Source organism: Nitratireductor sp. L15S-10 (genome assembly GCF_045011005.1).
Classification (GTDB): domain Bacteria; phylum Pseudomonadota; class Alphaproteobacteria; order Rhizobiales; family Rhizobiaceae; genus Nitratireductor.
On sequence record NZ_CP120674.1, the window covers coordinates 1,115,986 to 1,142,721 of the forward strand.

Below are 26,736 nucleotides of genomic sequence, written 5' to 3' on the forward strand. Positions count from 1 at the left end.
TTATGCAAGTCGGCGCGGACGCTCTTCCGACTGATAAACGGACATGACGTGGCCATCCGGATCGGCAAATTCAGCCGACCAGCCACCGGGAGCATGACTGACGGGCGTAACGATGGTTGCGCCTTTTTCCGCCAGGCCCTCCACAACCCCGTCAATGCCACCTTCAGAAAGATCGAACACCACGATGGGCGTGTTTCCGGGGCGGGAGTCCATCTTGAAGAAGATGAGTTCGATATTGTTTTCGATGCTGGCCAGCAGCCAGTCGCCCGTCTCCTCGTCTCCTTCCATCCTTTCGACATTCAGCCCGATCACATCGCGATAAAACGCCTCCGTGCGGTCAATGTCGCTGACGTAGTAGCAGATGTTGCCGATGCGGACGTTGGAAAGCATGTCTGTCTCCTGATGTTACCATTGGTGGCTCTGCTTCCTAATTGCCGCCGGAACACGATTTGTGAGCATTGGGAGCAGAAAAACTTATCGCAAAAAGATTTCCGTCCGGATCATGGCTCGCGAGGAACGTATGGCTGCGGCCGGCCAGCGGACGAAGGCTCTGCCGGATCGCGCCGAAGGCGAGCGCGCCCGACAGAAGTTTTCCAGGAAGGGGAGTGGCATTGGGTGCAGCATCGCGCCAACGCTGGCGCAGGCCGGCAATGCGTTGACGCAGGCTTGCATCTGAAATGCGAAGAAGATGCCGGATTTCGCTGCGTGTATGACCACCGAGAGCCAGGAGAGCCACGATCCGCTGGCTCTTTGGCAGGTCGGCGAGAAATGCAGCCGGAATATCACTGTCGTCCGCCGGCTCGAAAAGGCTTGCGGTGTTTTCCCGGCTTGATCGGCGATTAGCGGAGCGCCGTTTCGTCGCTGCCACGTTCCGCATCACGCCCTGAAGCCAGGCGCGGCTCACAATGCCCGGACGGTTGCCTGCAGTCAGCGCGGCGATCAGCGTTTCATGCAGAAGGTCTTCTGCTTCGATGAGGTGCGATGCGTGGCGGTGCGCCGTTTTGAGAAGATGGCGATAGGTTGCTGTAGTGAGCTCAAGCCGGGCAGGCGTCTCCTGTGCTGTTCGCCTGCTATCCACCGTCTGCTCCATTTCGATGTCGTTCGACCACGAAGGCTATAGGACGTGATTTTCTCTGCAAGTGAAGAGTGAAAATCAGGCGGCAGGTTCAGCCGGCAATGTCCACCACGCCGCTTTCGCCGCTCTCCGAGCCAAAGGCCAGGCGGCGGCCTTCTCCGTCCCAGGCCATGGCCGTGATGGCGCCCTTGCCCTGGCGGCGCAAAAGAACTTCTTTCTGGTCCGCGAAGCGTCCGGCGAGAATCATGCCGTCGGCATAGCCGATGGCGACAATTTCCTCGGTCGGATGGCAGCAAACCTGCGTCACCATCGTGTCACCACGTGTGCCAAGCTCCAGCGGTGCCTTGCCCATCGGGCCGTCCTTGGCCTGGAAAGGCCAGACAATGGCGGCAGACGCGCCGGAGGTAGCAAGCCATTTGCCCTTCGCGCTCCACGAGAAGCTCTTGACCTTGGCCGGATAGCCGGCCATGCGCATGTGCTTTCCGTCAGCAAGTTTCCAGCCATGCAGGGCATTTTCCTGCATGGTGGTGACGAGAAACTTTCCGTCGGGCGAGAAGGTGATGCCCGTGTGAGCACCCGCCCATTCCAGCTCTGTCGGTTTGCCGTCGGTCGCGGGAAAATGCAGCGTTGCGCCATTGTAGCGGGCGATGGCGAGCCGCATCCCCTTCGGCGCGAAGGCGATACCCTCCACCGAGCGAGGGTGCTGAAACTCGCGCTGCCGGCCATCGGCAAAGCGTACATATGCATTGCGCCCAACCGCGAAACCGACCGCTCCCTGCGTGCCACTTGCCACGCCGGTCACCCATTTGCGCCCGATTTCGGCCAGCGTTTCCACCGTGCCGTCTGTTGTAAGCGCTGTTACCCGGCCATCTTCACCGCCGGTGATGAGGCGTGCGTGGTCGGGATCAAAGCAGGCAGATAGAAGCCCATCGTGAACCTCCGTCCATTTGTGACCATTGTCGAGACGATGCACAACGCCATCGGCCAACGCAAAATGCGGTGTGTCGTTCAACCATGCAGTGGCTATGCAATGGCTGTCGAGATCAAGCGGTGCGACTGTCGGCATGCGTCAGGCCTGGCAGGCTTCGAAAGTGCGTTGCAGGCGCTCGGTGTCCAGATCGCGACCGATAAAGACAAGACGCGTCTCGCGTTTCTCGTCAGCCCGCCACGGGCGCTGGTGATCGCCTTCGACGATCATATGCACGCCCTGCACCACGAAACGGTCGGGGTCATCCGCAAAAGCGATGATGCCCTTCAGCCGCAGAATGTTCGGCCCGTCGACCTGCGTGGTTTTCTCGAGCCAGGGAAGGAATTTCTTGGGGTCCATCTCGCCCGCACGCAGGGAGAGCGACTTCACGCCAGCATCATGAATGGGCGATGCTTCGCCGTGATGGTGGTGATGGTGCCCGTGATCATGATCATGGTGGTGGTGATCGTGATCGCAGTCGGGGCCGCATACATGATCGGGATGATCATGATCGAGGAAGTGCGGGTCATTGTCGAGCACGCGCTTCAGGTCGAAGGCGCCGCGATCAAGCACCTCCGAAAGCGATACGCCGGCGCGCTCGGCGCGGTGAATGCGGGCCATCGGATTAATCGCGCGGATCGTTGCTTCCACAGCGGCCAATTCTTCAGATGTCACCAGATCGGTCTTGTTGACGATCACCACATCTGCAAAGGCGATCTGGTCTTCGGCCTCGTTGGAATCCTTGAGGCGCAGCGGTAAATGCTTGGCATCGACCAGTGCCACAACGGCATCGAGCCGCGTCTTGGTGCGCACATCGTCATCCATGAAAAAGGTCTGTGCAACAGGGGCAGGATCGGCCAGCCCCGTAGTTTCCACCACGATGGCATCAAAGCGACCCGTGCGGCGTGTCAGTCCCTCGACCACGCGCACCAGGTCGCCGCGCACCGTGCAGCACACGCAGCCATTGTTCATTTCGTAGATTTCTTCGTCGGATTCGACAATCAGGTCGTTGTCGATGCCAATCTCGCCAAACTCGTTGACGATCACCGCATAGCGTTTGCCGTGATCTTCCGTGAGGATGCGGTTCAGAAGGGTCGTCTTGCCTGAACCCAGATAGCCGGTCAGCACCGTAACGGGGATCTGTTTCGCTTCGGCTTCGCTGGGTGTCTCAGTCTGCACGTCGGACATGATTTCTCGCAAAACTAGAATGGTTTTTCGACTATATAAGACGGAGCTGCGTCGATTGCACGGTCAGTGATTGAAATGGCCAAGATCGAACCGGTGGACGTCCTCGAGCAGTTCGAGGAAGCCAGTCACGCTGTGGGCGATGATACGGTGCCCCGCCTCCGCACTCGCCGCAGACGCGTTCCCCGTGACGCCTTCTTGCGCGAGGTCCCGCATCATCCATCCAAAAGCGTGCGGACCGTATGCACGCAGATGTTTGAAGCTGTGTTGAAAATCCTCTTGAGCCGACTTGAAATCCGCGGCTTTCTGCATGTCCACAAGGTCTGGACGCAACGCAAGCATGACCGACGTTTCGATAAAGCCGCCGTGAATCCCAAGAGCACGCTCACTATCGGAAACCAGGTCTTTCGGATAGCCGAAACGGGTCCAGCTTGTGGCGGCAGCAAGCATGCCGAATCGCACACGCAATTCCGTCGTCACAATGGTGAGCAGGGGCGAATTCCCGCCATGAGCGTTCAGTATCACCAGCTTCCGCAAGCCGGCTCTGTACTGTGAGGCTCCGATGTCGATCCACCGGTTTGCCGCTTCTTCGAATGTCATGCTTCGGGTTGACGGAGAATCGGAGTGTTCGACCGAATAGCCGATCTTCTCGACAGGAAGAAAAACGATGTCGAGATACTCTGGAACAGCTTTTTTGACTGCTTCTACAATACCTTGCGCGATGACCCAGTCGGTATCCGGGGATAGATGAGGGCCATGCTGCTCTGTAGCCCCGATTGGCAAGACCGCGATCTTCTCTGCGATTGTGTGGGTGTTATCTTGTGTATTCACAGCCTGCCCCGCGATGTATCAAGACACTTATCTGGCAAAACTCTTATCCAAAAGTAGTGGATAATTATTTGTCTAAACAAGAGCAATCTATGGTTGCAATGGGAATCGTTAGAGCTATTTTGTGTACGGGGCGTTCTATCTCATCGTTAAGGATGTCTAAAGGGGAGTTTGTATGGCCAAAGCTGCAAAGGGCGCGACAATTGGCTTATTACAGTCGGCCGCTCGGCTTTCACGTACCGCTCTGGCCGAACGGCTTTTGGAGTATGGGCTTTATGCGGGGCAAGACAAGTTGATGCTGGCGTTATCGGTGGAGAACGGGCAGACGCCCAGTCAACTCGCCAATCTTCTGGGAGTACGACCACCAACAATCACAAAGACCATCAATCGTCTGATGAATCAGGGCTTTCTTGAAAAGCGATTATCGGAGGAAGACGGGCGCCGGGCCTATGTCTTCTTAACCCAGGAAGGCGAGCAGGCTATTCGCTCTATTGAGAAGTCCGTACGCAAGACAGAGAAAATCGCGCTCAAGGGGTTCGACAAGAAAGAGCGACAGATTCTGACGCGGCTTCTCTCAAAAGTCGAAGCAAATCTGAACGGTACAAGTTTCGAGGATGTCGACGATGATGAAAATGTCGACGTCGATGCGTAGCCCCTGATCTCCCAGTCTGGAATCCCACAAAACCGACCTGATTTTGCCAGAACGGGACGCTACGGACGTGCATCCTGATTGACCTTGCAGTCATCCGTGGCGTAATCAGGTCTTTAAACAGTTTAGGCAGGGCGTGTTCGCGGGTCTGTCTTATTTCGAGCAGGCGGAACGATCGCGGATCGCGTCGTGACTGATGTTGAAGGCCATCCGCATGTGGGGGAATTCAGGCTGGCGCAGAAGATAAAGCTTTCCACCATCGCAGAGGCGCTTGGCGTCTCCACGGCCACTGTTTCTCTGGCGTTGCGTGACAGTCCGCTCGTGGCGGATGCCACGCGCCAGCGGATCAAGGAGCATGCGCGCGAGATCGGGTATATCTACAATCGGCGCGCCGCCAGCCTGAGAACGTCGCGCTCAGGCATTATCGGGGTCGTCGTGCATGACATCATGAACCCGTTCTTCGCCGAGATTCTGCGTTCCATCGAAACCGAGCTCGACCGGTCCCGGCAAACGTTTCTTTTGTCGAACCACTACGATCAGCTCGAAAAGCAGCGCACTTTCATCGACACGCTTCTTCAACTGGGCGCTGACGGAGTGATCATGTCGCCGGCTATCGGGACGCCGCCACAGGACATTCGTCTTGTGGAGGAAAATGGTTTGCCGACAGTGCTTATTGCGCGATCTGTGGAAGGTGCGCGGGTGCCGGTCTTTCGCGGTGATGATGCGTATGGAACCGGTCTTGCGACCAACCATCTGATTTCGCTTGGCCACACACGCATTGCCATGATCGGCGGTACGGACCAGACATCGACCGGTCGTGACCGGTATCAAGGCTATGTCGATGCGATGGGGAAGGCGGGGCTCGAGATAAAGCCGCAGTGGCGTTTCCCGGGGCCGCGTACCAAGCAGGCCGGTTTCGAGATTGCCGGCGCGTTTCTGGCGCTCAAGGATAAGCCCACGGCCGCGGTGTGCTGGAACGATCTCGTCGCGATCGGCCTGATGAACGGAATAGCGCGGGCCGGTCTCGTACCGGGCGTCGACATTTCCGTTACGGGCTATGACGACCTCGAGGAGGCGGCGATCGCCACACCGGCGCTGACGACGGTCTGGAATGGTCAGAGGGATGTGGGGCGGCGGGCTGCGCGCGTTCTGCTGGACAGGCTCAACGGGGCCGAGGTGAACCCCGCGCAGGAGCTTATCAAGCCGGAGTTGCATGTGCGTCAGTCAACCGGAAAACCCGTCGAGCGCTAACCTCGATTGCGGGATTTTCGCCGGCTTACCCGATCAGGAGGATGGAAGTGGCACAAACAAGCAAGATCGCAATCCTGGTGCCGGGGAAACTGCATCCACACGCAGTAGAACGCATTGATGGGCGTTTCGAGCTCCTTACGATCGAGAGGGCCGATCCGGCACTCGTAACGGAGGAGATGGCGGCGAAGGTGCGCGGGATGGCTGCGATGACCGTGGTGAATGCCTCCTTTATCGATGCATTGCCCAATCTCGAGATCATCGCCAACTTCGGTGTGGGTTACGACGCAGTCGATGCCGCGCATGCCGGTCGGCGGGACATCATGGTCACCAACACGCCCGATGTTCTGACGGAGGAGGTCGCTGATACGGCGGTGGGGCTTCTGCTCAATACCGTCCGCGAGTTCCCCCGGGCGGAGGCGTGGCTGCGTGAGGGGCGCTGGCCGCGGGAAGGTGCCTACCGGTCGTCACGGGGCTCATTGCGTGGACGGACTGTCGGCATTTTCGGAATGGGGCGTATCGGTCGTGCCATCGCCCACCGCCTTTCCGCCTTCGGCTTGCCGATCGCTTATCATAACCGCCGACAACTGGATGACGTCCCGTATGCCTATCACGATACGCTTGTAGCCCTGGCCGCAGCGGTCGATACTCTGATCTGCGTAGCGCCGGGAGGTGCGGAAACGCACAAGGCGGTCAACGCTGACGTCTTGAAGGCACTGGGCGAGAACGGCGTGTTCGTCAATATCGGTCGTGGCAGCACGGTGGACGAGGCGGCTCTGATCACGGCCCTGAAAGAAGGCACCATCTTTGCTGCGGGGCTGGATGTCTTCGAGAATGAACCCCACGTGCCAGAGGCTTTGACTGCTTTGGAGAATGCGTCGCTGCTTCCTCATGTGGGCTCGGCTTCGATCGTGACCCGCCAGGCGATGGCGGATCTGGTAGTCGACAATCTCGTTTCCTGGTTCACGCGGAACCAGGCGATTACGCCAGTGCCTGAAACCGGCCATGTAAAGCGCGAGGGTGTTTCCTCATCAGTGGAATAGCGCCTTAAAGTTGTATTTTTTAACAAGCGATTAACCAGAACATTGGAAGCTCTCGGAAAGACATTCCGCTGGCGATGGAGCTCCCGATTTATGAAACTGATAGCGTCTGGCGCTTTGGTGTTCGCCCTTGTCGGGGCGTTCGGTTATTTTTCTGATACGCGGGTGGGGGAAATGGCCGCAACCACGGCGGCGCCGAAAGCCGCGTTCCAGGATGAGGCCGTTTCAGAATTCACCCTGACGGGCGTGGGGCTAAACGGCATCTGCCGCGTTCGCCACTCGCCGGGGCTGGAGAACACGCGCCTTGATCTTGACGGATCCTGTGCCCGTTTGATGCCAAGCCTTGCAGATGCGCGCATCTGGGAGGAGCGGGAAGACGGGACGGTCGCTTTTGTCTCAGCGACCGGAGAGGCTCTGGTGGAATTCTATCCGGGCGACGGTGCAGCCTATGAATCGCTGCGCCCGCAGACACCGCTGCTCAGCATGTACCCCGGAAACTGATTATTCTGCGGCGATGTCTGCCTTGTTCCGCCTGGCCGCGTGCTGGCGAACCGCATTTCCGAAGGCTTCAAAGATGCGGGCCGAGGCACTGTCCCTGTGTGCCCAGTATTCAGGATGCCACTGGACGCCGATGGCGAAGCCGGGCGCGTCCTTGACCGAAACGGCCTCCACCGTTCCATCATCCGCTACGGCTTCGACCTGAAGGAGGGGAGCGGGCATACCCACGCCCTGACGGTGAACTGAGTTCACGCGGACTTCGGACGTGTCGAATATGCGTGCGAGACAGCCGCCAGGCGTCACCTTTACAGCCTGTCGGATGGCGAAGCGCGTGTCCTGGTCGGCATCCTGTGGGCCGCGATGGTCGAATGCGCCTTCGCGTTCATGGATTTCCGTCGCCAATGTGCCACCCAGCGCGACATTCAGCTCCTGGATCCCGCGGCAGATGGCCAGCAGCGGTACGCCACGTTCAACAGCCTTGCGGATAAGAGGAAGCGTGGTGGCATCGCGTGCGTGATCGTAGGGGCCGTTCTCTTCGCTGGCTTCGCCGCCGTACAGCTCGGGATAGACGTTTGACTTCGATCCCGTCACCAGGACGCCGTCGACCGTGTCCAGCAGGCTGTCCAGATCGAGCTTTTCGCCGAGCGATGGCAACAGCACCGGCAGGACGCCGGCAGTGGCGACGGCTGCATCGAGATAGGGTTGAGGCGTGGCGTGCCACGTATATTTCTCGAAATCTTTTGCATCGGTCGAGACGGCGATCAGTGGCGTGCGCATTCGAAAAAATCCGTTGGTTGGCGTTCGCTCCCAAGGAAGCGAATGTAGAGATTTCTCGCGTCTTTCCAATGGGCAGTCCAGTGATTTCGTTGGGCCTTCGACATTGGTCGCAGACGGCCCCCATTCGCTGGACTTGGGCCGCCATGCATGCATTGATAACCGTGGTTTTTGGCGCCTGACAAAAAGCAAACAGCAGCAGGCGGCGAAGCCGGCTTGTAGCCGGGTGTTATGTGCACCACGGCAGACGGTTCCAGAATGGGAGGAGTACATATGGACCGCAGAACCTTCTTCAAGAAGGCAGGTATTGCAGGGACGGGCGTTGCCGCCGCGTCGGCACTTTCTGCACCTGCCGTCGCTCAGTCGATGCCAAAAGTCACATGGCGTTGCACGTCTTCTTTCCCGAAGGCACTCGACACGATCTATGGCGCGGCCGAAACAATGGCCGAGTTCGTGAAAGGGGCAACGGACGGCAATTTCGAGATCCAGGTCTTCGCCGCTGGCGAGATCGTGCCGGGGCTTCAGGCCGCGGACGCGGCAGCCGCCGGCACCGTCGAGATGGCTCACACGGCATCCTATTACTATTGGGGCAAGGATCCGACCTATGCGTTGGGCACGGCCATTCCATTTGGGCTGAACTACCGCCAGCAGAACGCATGGTTCTATTATGGCGGCGGCAATGATCTCATGAACGAGTTCTATCATACGGAAGGGCTTCACACGCTGCCCTGCGGCAACACGGGTGCCCAGATGGGTGGCTGGTTCCGCAAGGAGATCAATACCGTCGAGGACCTCAAAGGGCTGAAGATGCGCATCGGCGGCATGGGCGGCAAAATCATCGAGAAGCTCGGTGTGGTGCCCCAGCAGATCGCCGGCGGCGATATCTACCCTGCGCTTGAGAAAGGCACCATCGACGCAACCGAGTGGGTCGGGCCCTATGACGATCAGAAGCTGGGCTTCAACAAGGTCGCTCAGTACTACTATTACCCGGGATGGTGGGAAGGCGGCCCGGTCCTCAATGCCATGTTCAACAAGGCAAAGTGGGATGAACTGCCTGCAGCCTATCAATCGGTGCTCGACGCGGCCTGCCGGGCGGCCAATGCCGACATGATGGCGAGCTACGACTACAAGAACCCGGCGGCACTGCGGCAACTGGTGGCGGACGGGGCACAGTTGCGTCCCTTCAGTCAGGAGATCCTCGAAGCGTGCTACAACGCAGCAATGGAGACCTACGAGGAAATCAACGCCTCAAACCCCACCTTCAAGAAGATCTACGACAATCAGCAGGCCTTCAAGAAGGATGCATATCTGTGGGCCCAGTTGTCCGAATATACGTTCGACACTTTCATGATGATTCAGCAGCGGGCAGGCAAACTCTGATCTGTCTCTGAAGCGTCAGGAAAACCCCGGGGCTCAGTCCCGGGGTTTTCCTTTTGTGGCTCAATGTGTCAGTCGAAACTCGGAGGCTGACTGAGATCCGGCAGTGATGGCTGTGCAGGCGGGGTTTCTTCCGAAGCGTCATTCGGAGGCGTGCCAAGCGGTGGAAGCCCGCCAAGCCCCGGTAGTTGCAAGCCGTTGTTTTCTTGCTCACTCCCGTCATTCTGGTTGGTTGGCTGGGTGGCTGGCTGAGTGGCTGGCTGGGTGGCTGGCTGGGTGGCTGGCGGTGAGCCGAAGGGTGATCCACCCAATGCGCCGGGCAAGCCAAATCCCGGTCCCCCCGCACCATCGCCACCGAAGGAGGGTATGTTGATTTCCACTTCGTCCGGATTGACGGTGCTCTCCTGCTTGTAGTGCGTCACAAGGCCGGGAAACGAAATCACCAGAATGATCATCAGAAACTGGATGATAATGAAGGGTATGGCGCCCTTGTAGATCTCCGTTGTTTTCACGGCAGGCAGAATTCTCCCGGAAACCTCGTCTTTCCATTCTTTCGTCGGTGCGATGGATCTCAGATAGAAAAGCGAGAAACCGAAAGGCGGGGTCAGGAAGGATGTCTGCAGGTTGATGCCAAGAATGACCCCGAACCAGATCAGGTCGATGCCCAGCGTTTCGGCAGCCGGCACCAGAAGCGGGACCATGATGAACGCGATCTCGAAGAAATCGAGAAAGCAGCCCAGAATGAAGACAATGACGGTCACGGTCAGAAGGAAGCCGATTTCACCGCCGGGCAGTGCCAGAAGCAGTTCCTCGATCCACACATTGCCGTTGATACCGTAGAAGGTCAGCCCGAACACCCGCGCGCCGATCAGGATGAACATCACGAAGGCGGCAAGTTTCGTTGTGGCGTCCAGCGCCTGTTTGAGGACGGAAAAGGAAAGCCTCCGCTTGACCAGTGCAAGCACGAGTGCTCCGGTCGCGCCCATCGCCCCGCCTTCCGTCGGGGTCGCAATGCCGAGGAAAATAGTGCCAAGGACCAGAAAGATAAGCGCAAGCGGCGGGATCAGAACGATCACCACCTGCTCGGCAAGCCTTGAGAGGATGTTCAGTTTCAGGTGCCGATTGGCGAGGCTGATGGTGAGAGCGAACATCGTCGCCGCCGTTGCTGCCCAGACCAGCCTCACCTCGCTGCGCATGTCGGCGAACAGCGTATGATAGGTGGCGAAATAAACCGCAACTGATGCGGCAAGCAGCAGGATTAGTGAGGTTACGCCGCCGCCGAGAGTGCGGGTTTCAGGAGGCAGAGCCGGGGCCCAGTGGGGCTTGACGATGGTGACGGCAAAAACCAGCAGGCAATAGGCGCCGATAATGGCGAGTGCCGGCAAAAGCGCGCCAACATACATATCCCCCACTGATCGCCCAAGCTGATCGGCCATGACAATCAGGACAAGCGAGGGAGGCACGATCTGCGCCAATGTGCCGGACGCGGCGATGGTGCCCGTCGCAAAGCCACGATTGTAGTTGTAGCGCATCATGATTGGCAGTGAGATGAGGCCCATGGCGATGACGGATGCGGCAACGACACCCGTCGTGGCGGCAAGCAGGGCGCCGACCAGCACGGCCGCATAGGCAAGCCCGCCGCGCACCGGGCCGAAGAGCTGGCCGATCGTGTCCAGCAGGTCCTCCGCCATCCGGGAGCGTTCCAGGATCAGCCCCATAAAGGTGAAAAACGGAATGGCGAGCAGGGTGTCGTTGTACATGATCCCGTAGATGCGCTCGGGATGTGACTGTAGCAGAGGCCAGAAGAGACGGATCTCGCTGGAGATGTGGGATAGCTCCACGCCGAACACGAAAAAGAGGAGGCCGCCGGCGGCAAGAGTGAACGCCACGGGATAGCCGATCAGAAGCATCGCCATCACGGTGACAAACATGATGGGCGCGAGGTTATGCGCGATAAGGTCAATCATCGCGCTTCTCCTCCATTTCGATGGCTGCTTCGGCGGCCGGATGTATCTCGTGTTGAGGGTTGGGTTCGTCGATCAATCCGCGCAGGACCGCATATCGCTTTACGATCTCTGAGATGGCCTGCGCTGTCAGAAGCACGAAGCCGGCAAGCACCATGAACTTGGCCGGCCAGATGATCAGACCGCTTGCATTGGCGGAAATCTCTCCCGAGATGAATGACCGCTGAAACCAGGGCCAACTCAGCCAGACAATCAGGACGACGAATGGCAGCAGAAAGAAGATGTGGCAGAAGAGGTCGATCCAGTCCCGCGTCCGCTTCGTGAACAGGCTCGAAACGATATCGATGCGAATGTGTTCATTGCGCTGCAGCGTATAGGCAGACGCCAGCATGAACACGGTTCCGTAGAGGTACCATTGGAGTTCAAGCAGGCTGTTGGAAGCCCTCGGTATCGGCAGATAGGCTGGCAGACCATCTCCCAGAAAGCGGATGATGGCGTTGTAGGCCGAGACAAGCACCGCAACCAGGATCAGCCATGAAACCTGCTTTCCGATGAATTGATTAATAGCGTCAATCAGGCGCGAAAGGCCTAGAAGCCCCGCCATGCTTTCCTCCCAGCAATGTGTTCCCCCCGGATCGTTTTTGTGATTCTCGGGACTTATGCTTTGTCTTGCATCTGCAGCCTGCGTTCAAGTGAGCCAAAAGTCGACATTGAAGTCTCAGACACGGCAATCTGGGTCCGTGCTCAAGTCGCAACCAGGTGAATAAACACGGTCATACCGGGCAAATGTCCCAAATCGCCGCCCCCTGCAGGCAGCAGTCTGGACACTTATGCGTGTGCGTGTATTGATAAGTTTCCGCTGCGCCGGGGAGGTTGTTGTCGGTGCTGCGGTAAAGTCGATGAGGCCGTTCTGCGGCCTTTTTTTTCGCTTGATGTTCTTTTGGGAGGTATACATGGATCGTCGTTCTTTTCTCAGGAAAGCTGGACTGACGGGTGCCGGCGCGGGCGCTGCGGCGTTAGCCACGCCTGCGATCGCTCAGGGTAACCAGACCTGGCGCATGGTCACCACGTGGCCGAAGAATTTTCCGGGTCTGGGCGTTGGTGCCCAGAGGCTTGCAGATCGCATCACGGCGGCTTCGGACGGTCGATTGACCGTGCAGGTCTATTCCGCGGGTGAACTCGTTCCGCCGCTTCAGTCGCTTGACGCTGTGATCGACGGTTCGGCCGAGATGAGCCATGGTGCTGCTTATTACTGGCAGAACAAGAGCCCGGCCCTGTCCTTCTTTACCGGCGTGCCCTACGGCATGACCTCGCGTGAAATGGCGGCATGGGTCCGCTATATGGGCGGTCAGGAGATCTGGGACGAGATCTACGACCAGTTCGGCGTCCAGGGTTTCCTGTCCGGCGATACGGGCACGCAGGCCGGTGGCTGGTTCCGTGAGGAACTGACGGGTCTCGATTCTGTCAAAGGTCTACGCTTCCGCACGCCGGGCCTTGGCGGCCGTGTGTGGGAGAAGCTTGGCGCGACGGTCACCAACATGGCTGCCGGCGAGATTTTCCAGGCGCTTCAGTCGGGCACGCTTGATGCGGCTGAGTTCGTTGGTCCCTATAACGATCTGGCGCTCGGTTTCTACCAGGTCGCCAAGAATTATTATTTCCCGAGCTTTGTGGAGCCGGGTCTGGCAACCGAACTGGTGGTCAACAAGGCGAAATATCAGGAACTGCCCTCCGACCTGCAGGCGATCGTCAAGGATGTCTGCCAGGCGGAGTACGATCAGGTGGCTTCGGATTTCTACGCCAATGATCCGCGTGCCCTGAAGACGCTCGTCGATGAGCATGGCGTCAATGTTCGCCAGTTCCCCGACGACATTATTGAGGCAGGCGCGAAGGCTGCGACCGAAATTCTCGGCGAACTGCGCGATTCCGGAGACGCCCTGACGAAGAAGACGACCGAGAGCTTCATCGAGTCGCTCAACATTCTGCGTACCCGCACAGAAGGCACTGACGGTGCTTTCGTTGAGGCTCGCAAGAAGTACTTCTCGATCTGACCCGGATTGAGGTCTACGAAAAAGCCCGGCTTGTGCCGGGCTTTTTTGTTGCCTGCCGTTTGTGATCCTAGCTGTAGATCGCTCTCGGCAACCAGGTGGCGATCTCCGGGAACATGAACATGATCGCGATGGCCAGGAGCTGAAGCAGCACGAAGGGCAGAACCCCCTTGTAGATCATCGATGTCTTCACTGAATCCGGGGCGACCCCGCGCAGATAGAACAGCGCGAAGCCGAAAGGCGGAGTGAGGAAGCTCGTCTGCAGGTTCACGCCGACAAGCACACCAAGCCAGACCGGATCCACATCAAGCGCCAGCAGGATCGGTGCGGTGATCGGGATGACGATGAAGATGATCTCGAACGTGTCGAGGATGAAACCCAGCAGGAACATGATGAACATCACCACGGCCACCGCTGCCAGTGTGCCGCCAGGCAGGTTGGCGAGGAATTCGTGCACCAGATTGTCACCACCCATCAGGCGGAAAACGATGGAAAACACCGAAGCGCCGAACAGGATGATGAACACCATGCAGGTGATGGAGGCCGTGGCGATTGCCGTTTCCCGTAGCACGGCAAAGGAGAGCCGCCAGCGCAGGGCCGCAAGCACCATCGCGCCGACGGCGCCAACGGAAGCGGCTTCCGTCGGTGTCGCAATGCCACCGAGGATGGAGCCGAGAACGGCCATGATCAAAAGAAGCGGAGGCAAAAGCGCGACAGCGACCTCTCCCAGCAACTCTTTCTTTTCTTCCGCAGGCACCGGGGTGGCTGGACAGGAGGCCGGATCGAAAACCGCCTTCAGGAGCGTCCATCCGAGATATAGCCCCACCAGCAGCACACCGGGAAGAAGTGCGCCTGCGAAGAGGTCGCCCACCGAGACGGGAACCGGGGCGAAGTTGCCCTTTGCCATTTGCACCTGTGCGTTAATGCCCGATAGCATGTCGCCCATGAAGATGAGAACGGTGGAGGGCGGGATGATCTGGCCGAGCGTGCCCGAAGCGCAGATGACGCCGGAGGCAAGCCGGGGGTCGTAGTTCGCGCGCAGCATTGCCGGGAGCGAGATCAGCCCCATGGTCACGACTGTGGCACCCACCACGCCGGTGGAAGCGGCCAGAAGTGCGCCTACGATGATGACCGACATGCCAAGCCCGCCGCGCAGATTGCCGAACAGCTTGCCCATGGTCAAAAGCAGCTGCTCGGCGATCTTGGAGCGCTCCAGCATCACGCCCATGAAGATGAAGAGCGGGACAGCCACCAGCACTTCATTGGTCATGTAGCCGATATAGCGGTTTGCGAGACTGCCGAAATTGGAGGGGTCGAACACGCCGATCCACATGCCGACGAGACCGAACATGAGCGACACGCCGGCGAGCGTAAAGGCGACGGGAAAGCCCAGAAGAAGAAAGCCGATAATGCCGAAGAACATGAGCCCCGAAAGGAGCTCGCCAATAAGAACCGGATCCATCAGACGTGCGCCTCCGGCTGTTCGTCGTCATTGATTTCGTATCTCAGGCTTTCCGGCAGCAGGTTTTCTTTGTCGTAGAGGACGAGAACCGAGCGCAGAGCCATCGCGATGCCCTGCAGGGCAAGCAGAACGGCAAATCCGAGGATGAAGCCTTTGAGAATGAACAGTCCCGGCATGCCGCCCACATTGGCGGATGCCTCTCCCAGCCGCCAGGAACGGCTGACGAAGCTCCACCCGTAATAGGCCACGATCCAGGAAAAAGGCAGAAGGAACAGGATCACACCGATCAGATCCACGATCGCCTTGCGCCGTGTGCTGGCCGGTCGGTAGAAAATGTCTACCCGCACATGGTCGTTTCTGAGGAGGGCGAAACCGGCGACGGCGGTGAACATCGCTCCGTTCAGCCAGATATAGAGGTCCTGCATCCACACAAAGCTGGTTGAGAAGACGTAGCGCTGCACGACAACGGTGAAGCAAACCAGAACGATGGCCAGCGAAAGCCAAGAAAAAACATTGCCGATGAGCGCATTAAGGCCGCTGATTGCGCGGACTAAAATAGCGATTGCGCGCACGGTGGGCGGCGCGTGATGATGTGTCATGAGGCCCTCTTGCATTTCCCCGATACGAGCGGAAGTTGTTCCCTGTCCTGCCCTTCAACCTAGTTACTAGGCAGCGATTGATTAGCAGCTTTGTTTCTGGCGAAAAAGTAACACAGCGGGAAAAGTCGCCATTTTCTGCCTTTCAAACCCAAATTGCGAAGTGAATATGCCATGCTGCTTGCTGCACTCGGGAGACCGACGAGTATACTCAGGTCAGATTCGTGCGCTGTTCATGCGGTTCAGCTAATAAAATGTCCCGGGAAATGCCGCTTCCTGTCCTGGCGTTGCTCATTGTTGTGGAGCCCGCAAATTCGTTTGACGGGATGCCGGGCGGATAGAAAACTACCCTTGCGGAAGCGTTTCCAACCGTGATCCGCAGAGGAGGAATTATTACATGACGCTTCACGACGTCACGCTCGATGACAAGTTCGATTTAACGAAGGAGCGCATTTTCGTATCCGGCGCGCAGGCGATTGTCCGGATGCTCCTGATGCAGCGTGAGCGTGATCGACGTGCGGGGCTGAATACGGCCGGTTTCGTTTCCGGCTATCGTGGGTCGCCCATTGGTGGGCTCGATCAGCAGCTCTGGAAGGCGAAAAAACAGCTCGAAGCGTCGAATGTGGTCTTCCAGCCCGGTCTGAACGAGGAACTGGCGGCCACCGCCTGTTGGGGGTCTCAGCAGACCGAACTTCTTGGCGAAGGCAAATATGACGGTGTTTTCAGCGTCTGGTATGGCAAAGGCCCGGGCGTAGACCGCTCCGGCGATGTTTTTCGCCATGCCAATCACGCAGGCTCCTCGAAACATGGTGGTGTGCTGGCGCTCATGGGCGATGACCACACAGCCGAGTCCTCGACGGTTGCCAATGCCAGCGAGTTCGCTTTTGTCGATGCGATGATCCCGATTCTGAACCCTGCCGGCGTTCAGGAACTGATAGACTATGGTCTCTATGGCTATGCGCTGTCGCGTTTTGCAGGGACCTGGACGGCCATCAAATGCGTCAAGGACAACATTGAATCGACAGCCTCCGTGGATGTGTCGCTTGAGCGGCTGAACATCGTCACGCCCGAATTCGAGATGCCGCCCGGCGGTCTTAACATCCGCAACGAGATCAACATGCTCGGGCAGGAGGCCCGGCTCTACGACTTCAAGCGCGCTGCCGCCGCGGCCTTCGTCCAGGCAAACAATCTCAACCGCATCATCTATTCCGGCGGCGCCAATGCAAAGATCGGCATTGTCACGCTTGGGAAGAGCTACCTCGACACGCGTCAGGCGCTGGACGATCTGGGGATCGATGAGGCGCGTGCAAAGCAACTTGGCATCCGTCTTTTCAAGGTGGCCTGCCCATGGCCCTTCGATGTCGAGCACATGCGGGAGTTCGCGCGCGGCCTCGACATGGTGATCGTGGTCGAGGAAAAGCGCTCGCTGATCGAAGTGCAATTGCGCGAGAATCTCTACGGGACAGCCAATCAGCCGGAAATCATCGGCAAGGTGGATGAGAAAGGCAACCGGCTTTTCGCGCCCACGGCGGCACTTGATCCCAATGAAATCGCCATCGCCATCGGCGAGCGCATCCTGCGCGTCATCGGTCCGTCGGAGGAAATTGCCGCTCATGTGTCGCGGCTTCGCCAGTTTCAGGCGATGCTTGCGGATACGCAGGACGTATCAGGTCGCACGCCCTTTTTCTGCTCCGGATGCCCGCACAACACCTCAACCAATGTTCCCGAAGGGTCGATTGCCGGCGGCGGTATTGGCTGTCACTTCATGGCCACCTGGATGGATCGTTCCAATGTGGGTTTCACCGCGATGGGCGGCGAGGGTGCGCAGTTCATTGGGCAGGCCCCATTCTCGAAGCGCGAGCATTTCTTCCAGAACCTCGGCGATGGCACCTACAATCATTCAGGGTCCATGGCGATCCGGTTCGCGATCGCGTCGGGCGCAAACATCACGTACAAGATCCTCTACAACGATGCTGTTGCCATGACGGGTGGACAGCCGCATGAAGGCGGTCTCACCGTCGACATGATCGCTGACCAGGTGCGCGCGGAAGGCGTGCAGCGCATTGCCGTTGTCAGCGATGAACCGGAAAAATACGCCGGGGTTGTGAGCTTCCCCAAGGGCACCACGATCAACCATCGTGACGATCTCGATCAGGTGCAGCGCGACCTTCGTGAGGTGAAGGGCGTTTCCGTTCTGCTTTATGATCAGACCTGTGCTGCGGAGAAGCGTCGCCGGCGCAAGCGTGGCACTTTCCCCGACCCGGACAAGCGCGTTTTCATCAACGAACTCGTGTGCGAAGGCTGTGGTGACTGTGGAATCAAATCCAATTGCGTTTCGGTGCAGCCGCAGGAAACCGAATTCGGTCGCAAGCGCCGAATTGATCAGTCGAGCTGCAACAAGGATTTTTCCTGTGTGAACGGTTTTTGCCCGTCCTTTGTGACGGTGCACGGAGCCAGGCTGAAGAAGGCGAAAGCCGCAACCGGTGCCAGTGATCCGCTGGAAGGTGTGCCGGAGCCGGAGCTTTACAGTCTCACGCGCGGCTGGTCGGCGGTGGTGGACGGAATCGGCGGCACGGGCGTCGTGACCATCGGCGCGATCGTCGGCATGGCTGCCCACCTGGAAGGCAAGGGTGCGGGCATCATCGACATGGCGGGGCTGGCGCAGAAGGGCGGTGCGGTTTTCACTCATCTTCGCGTCGCCGAGACACCGGAAGATATTCACGCCATTCGCGTCTCGGCGGGTGAGGCGGATCTCGTTCTTGGCTGTGACCTGGTGGTTTCCGGCGCCAAGAAGGTTCTCGCAGCGGCCCGTCAGGGGCACACGCTTTTCATGGCCAACACGGCGGAAGTGATGCCTGGAGACTTTGCACGCTCAGCCGATTTCTCTCTACCGACCGAGCGCCTGAAAATGGCAATCCGCGCTGCGGTCGGTGAAGAAAAGGCGCATTTCTTCGATGCCACACACACGGCGAGCGTTCTCTTTGGCAATTCCGTTGGTGCCAACATGCTCATGCTTGGCATGGCTTATCAGCTTGGTGGTTTGCCAATCTCTGCAGAAGCCATCGAGAAAGCGATAGAGCTCAATGGCCAGGCGGTAAGCATGAACGTTTCCGCCTTCCGTTGGGGGCGCTGCGCGGCGCACGATCCAGAGTTTGTGAGCCAACTGGTCGCTAAGTCTTCGAATGGCGATGTCCGGCAACCTGTTTCGCAGACACTCGATGAGATCATCGACCGGCGCGCGGCTTTCCTGGCCGGCTATCAGAGCCAGGCTTACGCGGAGCGCTACCGCCGACGTGTCGCCCGTTTGCGCGCCGCGGAAGAAAAAGCTGTGCCGGGCTCGATCGCTGTGACGGAGGCCGCGGCGCGGAACCTGTTCAAGCTGATGGCGATCAAGGATGAGTACGAGGTGGCGCGGCTCTACACCGATGGTGCCTTCAAACGCCAGCTCGCTGCGGAATTTGAGAGCTATGACCGTCTTGAATTTCACCTTGCCCCGCCCATTCTCGGTCGTCGCGATGCTGCCGGCCACCCCAGAAAATCGAATTTTGGTCCCTGGATGATGACCGCCTTTCGCCTGCTGGCGCGTTTGCGCGGGCTGCGCGGCACGCCGTTCGACCTCTTCGGCCGTACGCAGGAGCGTCGAATGGAGCGGCGGCTGTTGTCCGAATATGAAGCCGACCTCGATCGGATCGAGGCAGTGCTTTCTCCGGAGAGGGCGAATGCTGCGGCTGCGCTTGCATCGATCCCCGCCCTCATTCGCGGGTACGGGCACATCAAGGAAGCCAATGCGGCAAAAGCAGCGCAGGAGCGGGCGAGACTGATCCAGCGTCTGGAAGATGGTGAAACGGAAGATCCCTTCCTGAAGGCAGCAGAATAGCCGGCTTCTCTCAAGAAACGGACGGAGAAACTTCACTAAACCTTTCTTAATGCTGTTATGGCATATCTTGCCCGTCAATCGGGCTCATGCGGTGAAAAACAGCAGAAACAGCATTCCGGAAGACGTCTACGTTGGGTACATCCGTTCGTTGTTTCAGGACGTGGGCGTGCTCCCCGTCGGTGCGGCTTGCTATGGCCTGATTGCCATTCTTCTTTACTACAAGACCGGGCAGGCTGCTTTCCTCGCCTTCGGGCCAGCGATGTTCATTGCCGGGCTCTGGCGCTACTTCAAGATTACTCGTGTCGATCACGCCCTGATCTCCGACTATCCATCAGCGCTTGCCTGGGAGGCGCGTTACCTCTGGTGGGGCAGCCTCCACGGATTTGTCGTGGGTGCTTTTGGGTTCTTCGCCACGGCTCTGTCTGAGGACAATTTCAGCGAGCTCGCCGCGGTCGCGGCCATCCTTAGCGGTACGATCACAATAGCAGGGCGCAACTACGGGTCACACAAAATGGTGTCGATCCTGACGCTGACGATTGTGTTTCCGATGGCGCTCGGCCTGATGTTGAAGGGCGATTTATATCATTTCGTGCTTGGGCTTTTCATCGCGCCATTCATGCTGGTCGTGACCAAAATGGCAGATCTGGTGCGCACGGTTCTCTTCACCGCCATCAGTGAGGAAAAGCGCTCCACCAGGCTGGCGCAGCGCTTCGACCGCGCACTCAATACGATGCATCATGGCCTGCTTATGCTGAACAATGAGGAGCGGGTGGTGGTGAGCAATACCCAGGCGGCTGAGATGCTTGGGTTCAAGTCCTCGGAGCAGTTGCTGGGGCGTACGCTGAAATCACTGCTCATGCGTGGTGTGGCAAGCGGTCTTCTTTCGGAGCGCGATTATGCCTACGCCGAAGAACAGCTGTCGCGCGCTCTGCGCGAAGGTCGCAACCGCAAGGTTCTGTTGCGCATGACCAATGGGCGGCACTTTGAGTTCGCTGCCCGCGAAGGACATGACGAAGTGGGTGTTCTCACCTTCGAGGAAGTTACAAGTCGCGTCGAAGCGGAGGAGAAAATCCGTTTCATGGCGCGGTATGACAGCCTTACCAGCCTGCCCAATCGCGCGTATTTTCACGAGAAGGTGACGGAAGCGATGGCGGCAGGCGACCAGGGGCGCCTGTGCGCTCTTGGGGTTCTCGATCTGGATGATTTCAAGACAGTCAACGATACGCTCGGTCATCCAGTCGGAGACGGCTTGATATATGCGGTGGCCGAGCGACTTTCTGCCTTCGCAAACCCCAACATTCGCATCAGCCGGTTCGGCGGCGATGAGTTCATGGTCTACTTCAACCAGGTGGCCGACGAAGAAGAGTTCTCCCGGCAGTTCGAGCAAATCTTCGCCTCGCTTACCGGTGAAGTCGATGTCGCGGGACATGCGATGCGCGTTCAGGCGAGTGGCGGGGCCGTGGTCGTGCCTGTTCGCTCAAGCGATGTGGACTCGATGATCGTCAAGGCGGATCTGGCGCTCTTCCGGGCCAAGGAGCTGGGCAAAAATGCCTGGAGCCTGTTCGAAACCGAGATGGATATCGCATTCCGAAACCGGCAGGTGATGAAGGCCGATCTGCGCAGCGCCATCGAGGCGCGCAGTCTGCGCGTTGTTTATCAGCCGATCGTTGATGCAGGCACGATGCGGATCACGAGCTGTGAGGCGCTGTGTCGCTGGGACCATCCGGACCTCGGACTGGTCTCACCCGCGGTCTTCATACCTCTCGCGGAGGAAATGGGTCTGATCTCCGAGATCAGCTCGATCGTTCTCGAGGCAGCGTGTGAGGAATGCGTTAAGTGGCCGGAACATGTGAGTGTGTCGGTCAATTTGTCGGCAAAGGATTTTCGCTCTGAGGCGGTTGTCGGCAAGGTGGAGCGGGCTCTCAACGGCGCGGGACTGAAGCCGGACCGCCTTGAAATCGAAGTGACGGAGACTGCACTCCTCAACGATACAGAAGCGACCGTCCGTTACATCAATACCTTGAAGAGGCTTGGTGTGCGCATCGCGCTGGACGACTTTGGCACCGGATACTCTTCCCTCAGCTATCTGCACACATTACCGCTCGACAAAATCAAGATCGACGGTAGCTTTGTCGCAAATCTGAAGGAAGGCGAGCGCTCGCTTCATCTGCTGCAGGGCGTGGTCGACCTTTCGCGCAAGCTGGGCCTTGCTGTAACGGTCGAAGGCGTTGAGCGGTTCGATCAGCTGAAGTTGCTCGAAAGCTCGGTGAAGCCCGATCTCCTGCAGGGATTTCTGTTCGGTCCGGCCCTGACGGCCTCGGGTATTGAAACCATGGCCGAAATGAAACAGCTTTACACACCGGCTCAGCTTGCGCGCGAAGAGCGCCTATCCAACTGACTTTCAGCGCCTTTTGTATCTGCAAGATGAGTGCGCATAAATCTTTTGTTAAGGTTAATAAAACCTGAACAGTTTGATTACGAGTTTCAGCTTTACATCGCTGATCATGGGACTACGCTTATACTCTACGAGAGGTGGTAGAAGTCGACATGGGGCATGCGGCAATGGTCATGAGTACCGGCCTGGTCGGACTGAAACCGGGAACTGAACGCGTCGTTCGCGAACAGTCAAACAAATCTTCAAGCTTCATCGATGGCGTGATGGCGCTACTCGAGCGTACCGAGTATCGCCGGTGCGAAACAGGGGAAGACCGTGAAGAGATCTTCCATCTTCGGTACCGTTCCTATCGAGCTCATGGTTTCGTGCCCGAGACGAAAGGACAGATCGTTCACGACGACCTCGACGATCTCCCCAATTGCTACAATTTCGCTGTCTATATCGACAAGCGTCTTGTCAGCACTGTGCGCCTGCACCAGATCGACCAGCGCAACCCGCTCGGTCCCGTGACCAAAGGGTTCGGTGACGTCATGTCGCCTCTGATCGAACAGGGTGACAGCTGCATCAACCCCAGCATGCTTGCTGCAGATCCGGAGTGGGCGCGCGAATACCGTGCGTTGCCCTACGTTTCGCTGCGTCTGGTGATTGCGGCCTATGAGTATTTCCGCTCGACCTATTGCGCCTGTCTCATCCGGCAGGAACACACCGCATTCTATCGCCGGATCTTTGGTGCCCGCCAGATGAGCCCGGAGCGCACCTATCCGCCAATCAGCGTTCCACTGATGCTGTTCGGAGGCGTTTGTGCCAGGGAGTTCGGTCCCATTGTGGATCGGTTTCCGTTCTTCCTGTCGACGCGGTCGGAGCGAAAGCTTCTGTTCGAGCGCGGCAACGCCCACCTCGCACCACCACTGACCGTGCTTCCCACAGCCAAATATCTGAAGCACGCGGCCTGAAGCGTACCCTCTTTCAGCGCCACTGCTTGCCGCTCGCGGGCAGCCGGGTTATCGAAGTGGCATGAGCACGAAACGGGATACGGTTGCAGAAACCATCTGGGCTGCCGAACTCACGGATGAGGAACTGGATCGGGCCCGGCGAGGGCTGACGGAACGAACCTTTTCCAAGGGCAGCTATATCTGCCATCGGGGAGATCGGCTCGACCACTGGACGGGCGTTTCCGAGGGACTCATCAAGATCAGCGCCATCTCCGCTGCCGGGAAGGCAATGACCTTCGCCGGCGTGACGGATGGCGGCTGGTTTGGGGAGGGGTCGGTGCTCAAGAACGAGCCCCGACAATATGACGTCGTGGCAATCCGGGATACGCGTCTCGCGATGTTGTCGCGCAGCAGCTTTCTGTGGCTTTACGAGAACAGCACCGGTTTCAACCGGTTTCTGGTGCGGCAGCTCAATGAGCGCATGGGCCAGTTCATCGCGACGATAGAATATGATCGCATTCTGGGTCCGACGGCGCGTGTGGCGCGTAACCTGTCCTGGTTCTTCAATCGTACGCTTTACCCGCGTGCGGGCACCACGATCGAGATCAGCCAGGAGGAACTCGGTCTGCTCGCCGGAGTCTCGCGTCAGGTGGTCAATCGCGCCTTGCGCGCGCTGGAGGAGGAAGGGCTGCTCAAGGCAGAGCATGGCCGCATCACAGTGGTGGATGCGGGTGCGCTGAGCCACTACGAGTCCTGAGCGGGTCCTGGTCCCGCAGAACCCGTCATTCTTCTTGATAATCGCTTAGACTTTGGTCGGAGCAGGCGCCTGATGCTTCCGGAATACTCGCATCCGCGCACATAATTCCGCTAGTATAAAGGCAAACTGATCGCCTGTCTGTCAAGGGGCGTGTTGATCGGTTGCAGGTTTCGTGGAACCCTCGATCCAATCAAGAACCGGTTCTGGGAGGAGCCGGGAAAACAGCGGTCAACCGCTGACAGTGGGAGGAAGCGACTTGGCGCATTCTGACGCGTCTAAGGATACGTTTGCCAAATATCTGCTCTGGAACGCCGAGCGGTTTCGCGACCGGCCGGCGATGCGCTTCAAGGATTACGGCATCTGGCAGAGCTGGAGCTGGGCCGAGCAGCTTGAGGAAGTGCGGGCTTTTGCGCTTGGTCTCCAGTCGATCGGCCTCAAGCGTGGCGACAAGATCGCCGTGATCGGTTCCAACCGGCCGAGGCTTTACTGGGCCTTCGCTGCTGCCCAGTCATTGGGGGCGGTTCCGGTGCCGGTCTATGCCGATTCCGTCGCCGAAGAGATGGCTTATGTTCTGAACCATGCCGAGGTCACCTTCGCTGTCGTCGAGGACCAGGAGCAGGTCGACAAGGTTCTGTCCATTTCCGACGAGGCGCCGCTTCTGACTGAGATCGTCTATGACGAGGAGCGGGGTTTACGCGATTACGATCACACCCATCTCCATGCGTATCATGACCTGCGCGAAGAGGGTCTGCGCCGGCTTGCCGAAGAGCCGGGTGTCAACGACGACTGGCTGGCCGAGATCGAGAAGGGGCGCGGCGCCGACCTTTCGGTGATGCTCTACACCTCAGGCACCACGGGCCGCCCCAAGGGCGTGATGCTGTCGAACGACAATTTCGTGCGCTCGGCCATTAACGGCAACGCCTTCGACAATCTGACCGAGAACGAGACGATCATCGCCTATCTGCCGCTGGCATGGGTGGGCGATCACCTGTTCTCCTACGCCCAGTCCTACACGGCTGGCTTCTGCGTCGCCTGTCCTGAAAGCCCCGAAACGGTGAACGAGGATCGCCGCGAGATCGCGCCGACCTACTTCTTCGCACCGCCGCGCGTCTTCGAGGCCATGCTGACCTCGATCATGGTGCGGATGGAGGATGCGGGAAAGCTCAAGAAGGCGATGTTCGACTATTTCCTCGCCCATGCGGCAAAGGTCGGCGAGCGCATCCTGAATGGCGAAGGGGTGGGGTTATTTGACCGGCTGAAATACGGGCTCGGCGAGTTCATGGTCTATGGCCCGTTGAAAAACCGCATGGGCTTTTCGAACATGCGTGTCGGCTATACGGCGGGCGAGGCCATCGGGCCGGAGCTTTTCTCCTTCTACCGTTCGCTGGGGCTGAACCTGAAACAGCTCTACGGCCAGACGGAAGCCACCGTCTACATCACCGCGCAGGAAGACGGAAAGATCCGTCCCGACACGGTCGGTCTGCCATCGCCGGAGGTGGAAATCCGCATCGCAGAAAGTGGCGAAGTGATGTATCGCTCGCCGGGCGTTTTCGTCGGCTACTACAAGAACGACGAGGCGACCCGCGAAACCAAGACCGAAGATGGCTGGGTGCACACGGGTGACGCCGGCTTCTTCGACAGCGACGGTCAGCTCAAGATCATCGACCGCGCCAAGGATGTCGGCAAGCTCTCCAACGGCGCGCTGTTTGCCCCGAAATACATCGAAAATACGCTAAAGTTTTTCCCGGACATTCAGGAGGCGGTGGCGTTCGGCCATGGGCGGGAATTCTGCGCGGCATTTATCAACATCGACCTGCAGGCGGTCGGCAACTGGGCCGAGCGCAACAACATCGCCTATGCGTCCTATCAGGAGCTTGCCGGGCACCCGCGCGTCTACGAGATCATCGCAGCCCATGTGAACGAGGCCAATCGCAGGCTCGCTCGCGAACCGCTGATGGCGGCTTCCCAGATCAGGCGCTTCCTCGTTTTGCACAAGGAACTCGACGCCGATGACGGCGAATTGACCCGCACCCAGAAGGTGCGCCGCAAGTTCATCGCCGAGCGCTATGGCGAGCTGATCGAGGCGCTTTACGACGGCTCCACGGAGAAATTCGTGGAAACCCAGGTCACCTATGAAGATGGCCGCAAGGGCATCATCCGCGCGACGGTGAAGATCGTCGACGCCGAGGTCCATGCGGTTCCGGCCGAGAGCGCACGGGAGGCTGCCGAATGAACCTGCGCCCCGATCCCAGTGAGCTCAGCGCCGCCGATGACGGCATCGCCCGGGGCGGTGTTCTTCTGGATGTGAAAAACGTCTCGCTTTCCTTCGGCGGCGTCAAGGCGATCACGGATATCTCGTTGAACGTTCTGAAGGGCGAAATCCGTGCCATTATCGGCCCCAACGGTGCCGGCAAGACGTCCATGCTCAACGTCATCAACGGCTTCTACACGCCGCAGCAGGGCACGATCATCTTTCGCGGGCGCGAGCGCCGCTCCATGAAGCCGCACGAGGCGGTGGGGCAGGGCATCGCCCGCACCTTCCAGAACGTCGCTCTCTTCAAGGGGATGTCGACGCTCGACAACATCATGGCTGGCCGCTCGGTCATGATGAAGCGCAATATCGGCTGGCAGATGCTATGGCATGGGCCGGCGCTGCGCGAAGAGATCGAACACCGCGAAAAGGTCGAGGAGATCATCGATTTTCTGGAGATCCAGCACATTCGCCGCACCCCGGTGGGCAAGCTGCCCTATGGCCTGCAAAAGCGCGTCGAGCTTGGCCGCGCGCTTGCCATGGAGCCGACGCTTCTTCTTCTCGATGAGCCCATGGCGGGCATGAATCTTGAGGAAAAGGAAGACATGAGTCGCTTCATCATCGACGTGAACCAGCAGCGCGGCACCACCATCGCGCTGATCGAGCACGATATGGGCGTGGTCATGGACCTGTCCGACCGCGTGGTGGTGCTCGATTACGGCAAGAAGATCGCCGACGGCTCGCCCGACGAGGTGAAGAACAGTCAGGATGTGATCGACGCCTATCTGGGCGTCCCGCACTAGGTGGCGAGGGGAG

22 protein-coding genes are annotated in these 26,736 nt (G+C 58.8%); 12 read left to right on the plus strand and 10 right to left on the minus strand.

Features of this window, described 5'->3' with window-relative positions:
• From P2W41_RS05385 to P2W41_RS05405, 5 genes are all read right to left on the minus strand, one after another.
• Positions 1–390 (minus strand): VOC family protein, encoded by a 390-nt coding sequence (locus P2W41_RS05385; RefSeq protein ID WP_292897183.1) that lies wholly within the window; start codon positions 388–390, stop codon positions 1–3.
• Between the two features lie 37 nt (positions 391–427).
• Positions 428–1,078: an RNA polymerase sigma factor gene (locus tag P2W41_RS05390; RefSeq protein WP_404934506.1), complete on the minus strand. Its 651-nt coding sequence runs from the start codon at positions 1,076–1,078 to the stop codon at positions 428–430.
• An 88-nt stretch (positions 1,079–1,166) separates the two neighbouring features.
• The gene (locus tag P2W41_RS05395; RefSeq protein ID WP_404934507.1) at positions 1,167–2,141 is read right to left on the minus strand and encodes a WD40 repeat domain-containing protein; all 975 of its coding nucleotides are present in this window, start codon (positions 2,139–2,141) and stop codon (positions 1,167–1,169) included.
• Positions 2,142–2,144: 3 nt separating this feature from the next.
• Positions 2,145–3,230, minus strand: a complete 1,086-nt coding sequence (locus P2W41_RS05400) for a GTP-binding protein (RefSeq protein WP_292897177.1) — start codon at positions 3,228–3,230, stop codon at positions 2,145–2,147.
• Positions 3,231–3,293: 63 nt separating this feature from the next.
• Positions 3,294–4,031, minus strand: coding sequence for a creatininase family protein (locus P2W41_RS05405; protein WP_404934922.1), 738 nt, complete (start codon positions 4,029–4,031; stop codon positions 3,294–3,296).
• Positions 4,032–4,230: 199 nt separating this feature from the next.
• Between P2W41_RS05405 and P2W41_RS05410 the strand changes: the two genes are divergently transcribed.
• The 4 genes from P2W41_RS05410 to P2W41_RS05425 all read left to right on the plus strand — a co-directional run bounded on the left by P2W41_RS05410 (position 4,231) and on the right by P2W41_RS05425 (position 7,493).
• Positions 4,231–4,707, plus strand: coding sequence for a MarR family winged helix-turn-helix transcriptional regulator (locus tag P2W41_RS05410; protein WP_292897173.1), 477 nt, complete (start codon positions 4,231–4,233; stop codon positions 4,705–4,707).
• Positions 4,708–4,935: 228 nt separating this feature from the next.
• Complete coding sequence (locus P2W41_RS05415) at positions 4,936–5,955, plus strand: LacI family DNA-binding transcriptional regulator (protein WP_025030476.1); 1,020 nt, start codon at positions 4,936–4,938, stop codon at positions 5,953–5,955.
• Positions 5,956–6,002: 47 nt separating this feature from the next.
• Positions 6,003–6,995, plus strand: a complete 993-nt coding sequence (locus P2W41_RS05420) for a 2-hydroxyacid dehydrogenase (protein ID WP_404934508.1) — start codon at positions 6,003–6,005, stop codon at positions 6,993–6,995.
• Positions 6,996–7,085: 90 nt separating this feature from the next.
• Positions 7,086–7,493, plus strand: coding sequence for a hypothetical protein (locus P2W41_RS05425; RefSeq protein WP_404934509.1), 408 nt, complete (start codon positions 7,086–7,088; stop codon positions 7,491–7,493).
• On the opposite strand, the gene P2W41_RS05430 is transcribed toward P2W41_RS05425, so the two are convergent.
• On the minus strand, positions 7,494–8,267 hold the full coding sequence (locus P2W41_RS05430) for a gamma-glutamyl-gamma-aminobutyrate hydrolase family protein (protein WP_404934510.1): 774 nt from the start codon (positions 8,265–8,267) through the stop codon (positions 7,494–7,496). It abuts the gene before it with no gap.
• A 270-nt stretch (positions 8,268–8,537) separates the two neighbouring features.
• Here P2W41_RS05430 and P2W41_RS05435 point away from each other — a divergent pair, with 270 nt between their 5' ends.
• Positions 8,538–9,644 carry a TRAP transporter substrate-binding protein gene (locus P2W41_RS05435; protein ID WP_292897165.1) on the plus strand — a complete coding sequence of 369 codons (1,107 nt, stop codon included), beginning with the start codon at positions 8,538–8,540 and terminating at the stop codon, positions 9,642–9,644.
• Between the two features lie 68 nt (positions 9,645–9,712).
• Here P2W41_RS05435 and P2W41_RS05440 read toward each other — a convergent pair whose 3' ends face one another.
• Together P2W41_RS05440 and P2W41_RS05445 are read right to left on the minus strand one after the other, a co-directional pair.
• A complete protein-coding gene (locus tag P2W41_RS05440; protein WP_404934511.1) occupies positions 9,713–11,608 on the minus strand; it encodes a TRAP transporter large permease subunit in 1,896 nt (631 codons plus the stop codon).
• Positions 11,601–12,209: a TRAP transporter small permease subunit gene (locus P2W41_RS05445; protein ID WP_292897161.1), complete on the minus strand. Its 609-nt coding sequence runs from the start codon at positions 12,207–12,209 to the stop codon at positions 11,601–11,603. The genes P2W41_RS05440 and P2W41_RS05445 overlap by 8 nt, the downstream gene beginning before the upstream one ends.
• A gap of 349 nt (positions 12,210–12,558) precedes the next feature.
• On the opposite strand from P2W41_RS05445, the gene P2W41_RS05450 reads away from it, so the two are divergent.
• Positions 12,559–13,653 carry a TRAP transporter substrate-binding protein gene (locus tag P2W41_RS05450; RefSeq protein WP_292897159.1) on the plus strand — a complete coding sequence of 365 codons (1,095 nt, stop codon included), beginning with the start codon at positions 12,559–12,561 and terminating at the stop codon, positions 13,651–13,653.
• A gap of 67 nt (positions 13,654–13,720) precedes the next feature.
• Here P2W41_RS05450 and P2W41_RS05455 read toward each other — a convergent pair whose 3' ends face one another.
• Entirely contained in the window at positions 13,721–15,112 is a 1,392-nt protein-coding gene (locus tag P2W41_RS05455) for a TRAP transporter large permease subunit (protein WP_292897157.1), read from the minus strand.
• Positions 15,112–15,711, minus strand: a complete 600-nt coding sequence (locus tag P2W41_RS05460; RefSeq protein WP_404934512.1) for a TRAP transporter small permease subunit — start codon at positions 15,709–15,711, stop codon at positions 15,112–15,114. Before P2W41_RS05460 ends, P2W41_RS05455 begins: the two co-directional genes overlap by 1 nt.
• Before the next feature lie 394 nt (positions 15,712–16,105).
• On the opposite strand from P2W41_RS05460, the gene P2W41_RS05465 reads away from it, so the two are divergent.
• The 6 genes from P2W41_RS05465 (at position 16,106) to P2W41_RS05490 (ending at position 26,723) form a co-directional block, all read left to right on the plus strand.
• A complete protein-coding gene (locus tag P2W41_RS05465) occupies positions 16,106–19,585 on the plus strand; it encodes an indolepyruvate ferredoxin oxidoreductase family protein (protein WP_404934513.1) in 3,480 nt (1,159 codons plus the stop codon).
• Positions 19,586–19,634: 49 nt separating this feature from the next.
• Positions 19,635–21,983: a putative bifunctional diguanylate cyclase/phosphodiesterase gene (locus P2W41_RS05470; RefSeq protein WP_404934514.1), complete on the plus strand. Its 2,349-nt coding sequence runs from the start codon at positions 19,635–19,637 to the stop codon at positions 21,981–21,983.
• Between the two features lie 170 nt (positions 21,984–22,153).
• Positions 22,154–22,933 (plus strand): N-acyl amino acid synthase FeeM domain-containing protein, encoded by a 780-nt coding sequence (locus P2W41_RS05475; RefSeq protein WP_404934515.1) that lies wholly within the window; start codon positions 22,154–22,156, stop codon positions 22,931–22,933.
• 61 nt (positions 22,934–22,994) lie between these two features.
• On the plus strand, positions 22,995–23,669 hold the full coding sequence (locus tag P2W41_RS05480; RefSeq protein WP_292897151.1) for a Crp/Fnr family transcriptional regulator: 675 nt from the start codon (positions 22,995–22,997) through the stop codon (positions 23,667–23,669).
• 256 nt (positions 23,670–23,925) lie between these two features.
• Positions 23,926–25,902, plus strand: coding sequence for an AMP-binding protein (locus P2W41_RS05485; RefSeq protein WP_404934516.1), 1,977 nt, complete (start codon positions 23,926–23,928; stop codon positions 25,900–25,902).
• Complete coding sequence (locus P2W41_RS05490) at positions 25,899–26,723, plus strand: ABC transporter ATP-binding protein (protein WP_404934517.1); 825 nt, start codon at positions 25,899–25,901, stop codon at positions 26,721–26,723. The genes P2W41_RS05485 and P2W41_RS05490 overlap by 4 nt, the downstream gene beginning before the upstream one ends.
• Positions 26,724–26,736 lie beyond the last annotated feature (13 nt).

Bases quoted from the DNA above. Each gene is read 5' to 3' on its own strand.
- P2W41_RS05490 (WP_404934517.1), top strand. From the start codon at position 25,899: ATGAACCTGCGCCCCGATCCCAGTGAGCTCAGCGCCGCCGATGACGGC.
- P2W41_RS05385 (WP_292897183.1), bottom strand. From the start codon at position 390: ATGCTTTCCAACGTCCGCATCGGCAACATCTGCTACTACGTCAGCGAC.
- P2W41_RS05450 (WP_292897159.1), top strand. From the start codon at position 12,559: ATGGATCGTCGTTCTTTTCTCAGGAAAGCTGGACTGACGGGTGCCGGC.
- P2W41_RS05440 (WP_404934511.1), bottom strand. From the start codon at position 11,608: ATGATTGACCTTATCGCGCATAACCTCGCGCCCATCATGTTTGTCACC.
- P2W41_RS05480 (WP_292897151.1), top strand. From the start codon at position 22,995: ATGAGCACGAAACGGGATACGGTTGCAGAAACCATCTGGGCTGCCGAA.
- P2W41_RS05410 (WP_292897173.1), top strand. From the start codon at position 4,231: ATGGCCAAAGCTGCAAAGGGCGCGACAATTGGCTTATTACAGTCGGCC.
- P2W41_RS05460 (WP_404934512.1), bottom strand. From the start codon at position 15,711: ATGACACATCATCACGCGCCGCCCACCGTGCGCGCAATCGCTATTTTA.
- P2W41_RS05475 (WP_404934515.1), top strand. From the start codon at position 22,154: ATGAGTACCGGCCTGGTCGGACTGAAACCGGGAACTGAACGCGTCGTT.
- P2W41_RS05395 (WP_404934507.1), bottom strand. From the start codon at position 2,141: ATGCCGACAGTCGCACCGCTTGATCTCGACAGCCATTGCATAGCCACT.
- P2W41_RS05470 (WP_404934514.1), top strand. From the start codon at position 19,635: ATGCTGTTATGGCATATCTTGCCCGTCAATCGGGCTCATGCGGTGAAA.
- P2W41_RS05400 (WP_292897177.1), bottom strand. From the start codon at position 3,230: ATGTCCGACGTGCAGACTGAGACACCCAGCGAAGCCGAAGCGAAACAG.
- P2W41_RS05435 (WP_292897165.1), top strand. From the start codon at position 8,538: ATGGACCGCAGAACCTTCTTCAAGAAGGCAGGTATTGCAGGGACGGGC.
- P2W41_RS05425 (WP_404934509.1), top strand. From the start codon at position 7,086: ATGAAACTGATAGCGTCTGGCGCTTTGGTGTTCGCCCTTGTCGGGGCG.
- P2W41_RS05465 (WP_404934513.1), top strand. From the start codon at position 16,106: ATGACGCTTCACGACGTCACGCTCGATGACAAGTTCGATTTAACGAAG.
- P2W41_RS05430 (WP_404934510.1), bottom strand. From the start codon at position 8,267: ATGCGCACGCCACTGATCGCCGTCTCGACCGATGCAAAAGATTTCGAG.
- P2W41_RS05455 (WP_292897157.1), bottom strand. From the start codon at position 15,112: ATGGATCCGGTTCTTATTGGCGAGCTCCTTTCGGGGCTCATGTTCTTC.
- P2W41_RS05445 (WP_292897161.1), bottom strand. From the start codon at position 12,209: ATGGCGGGGCTTCTAGGCCTTTCGCGCCTGATTGACGCTATTAATCAA.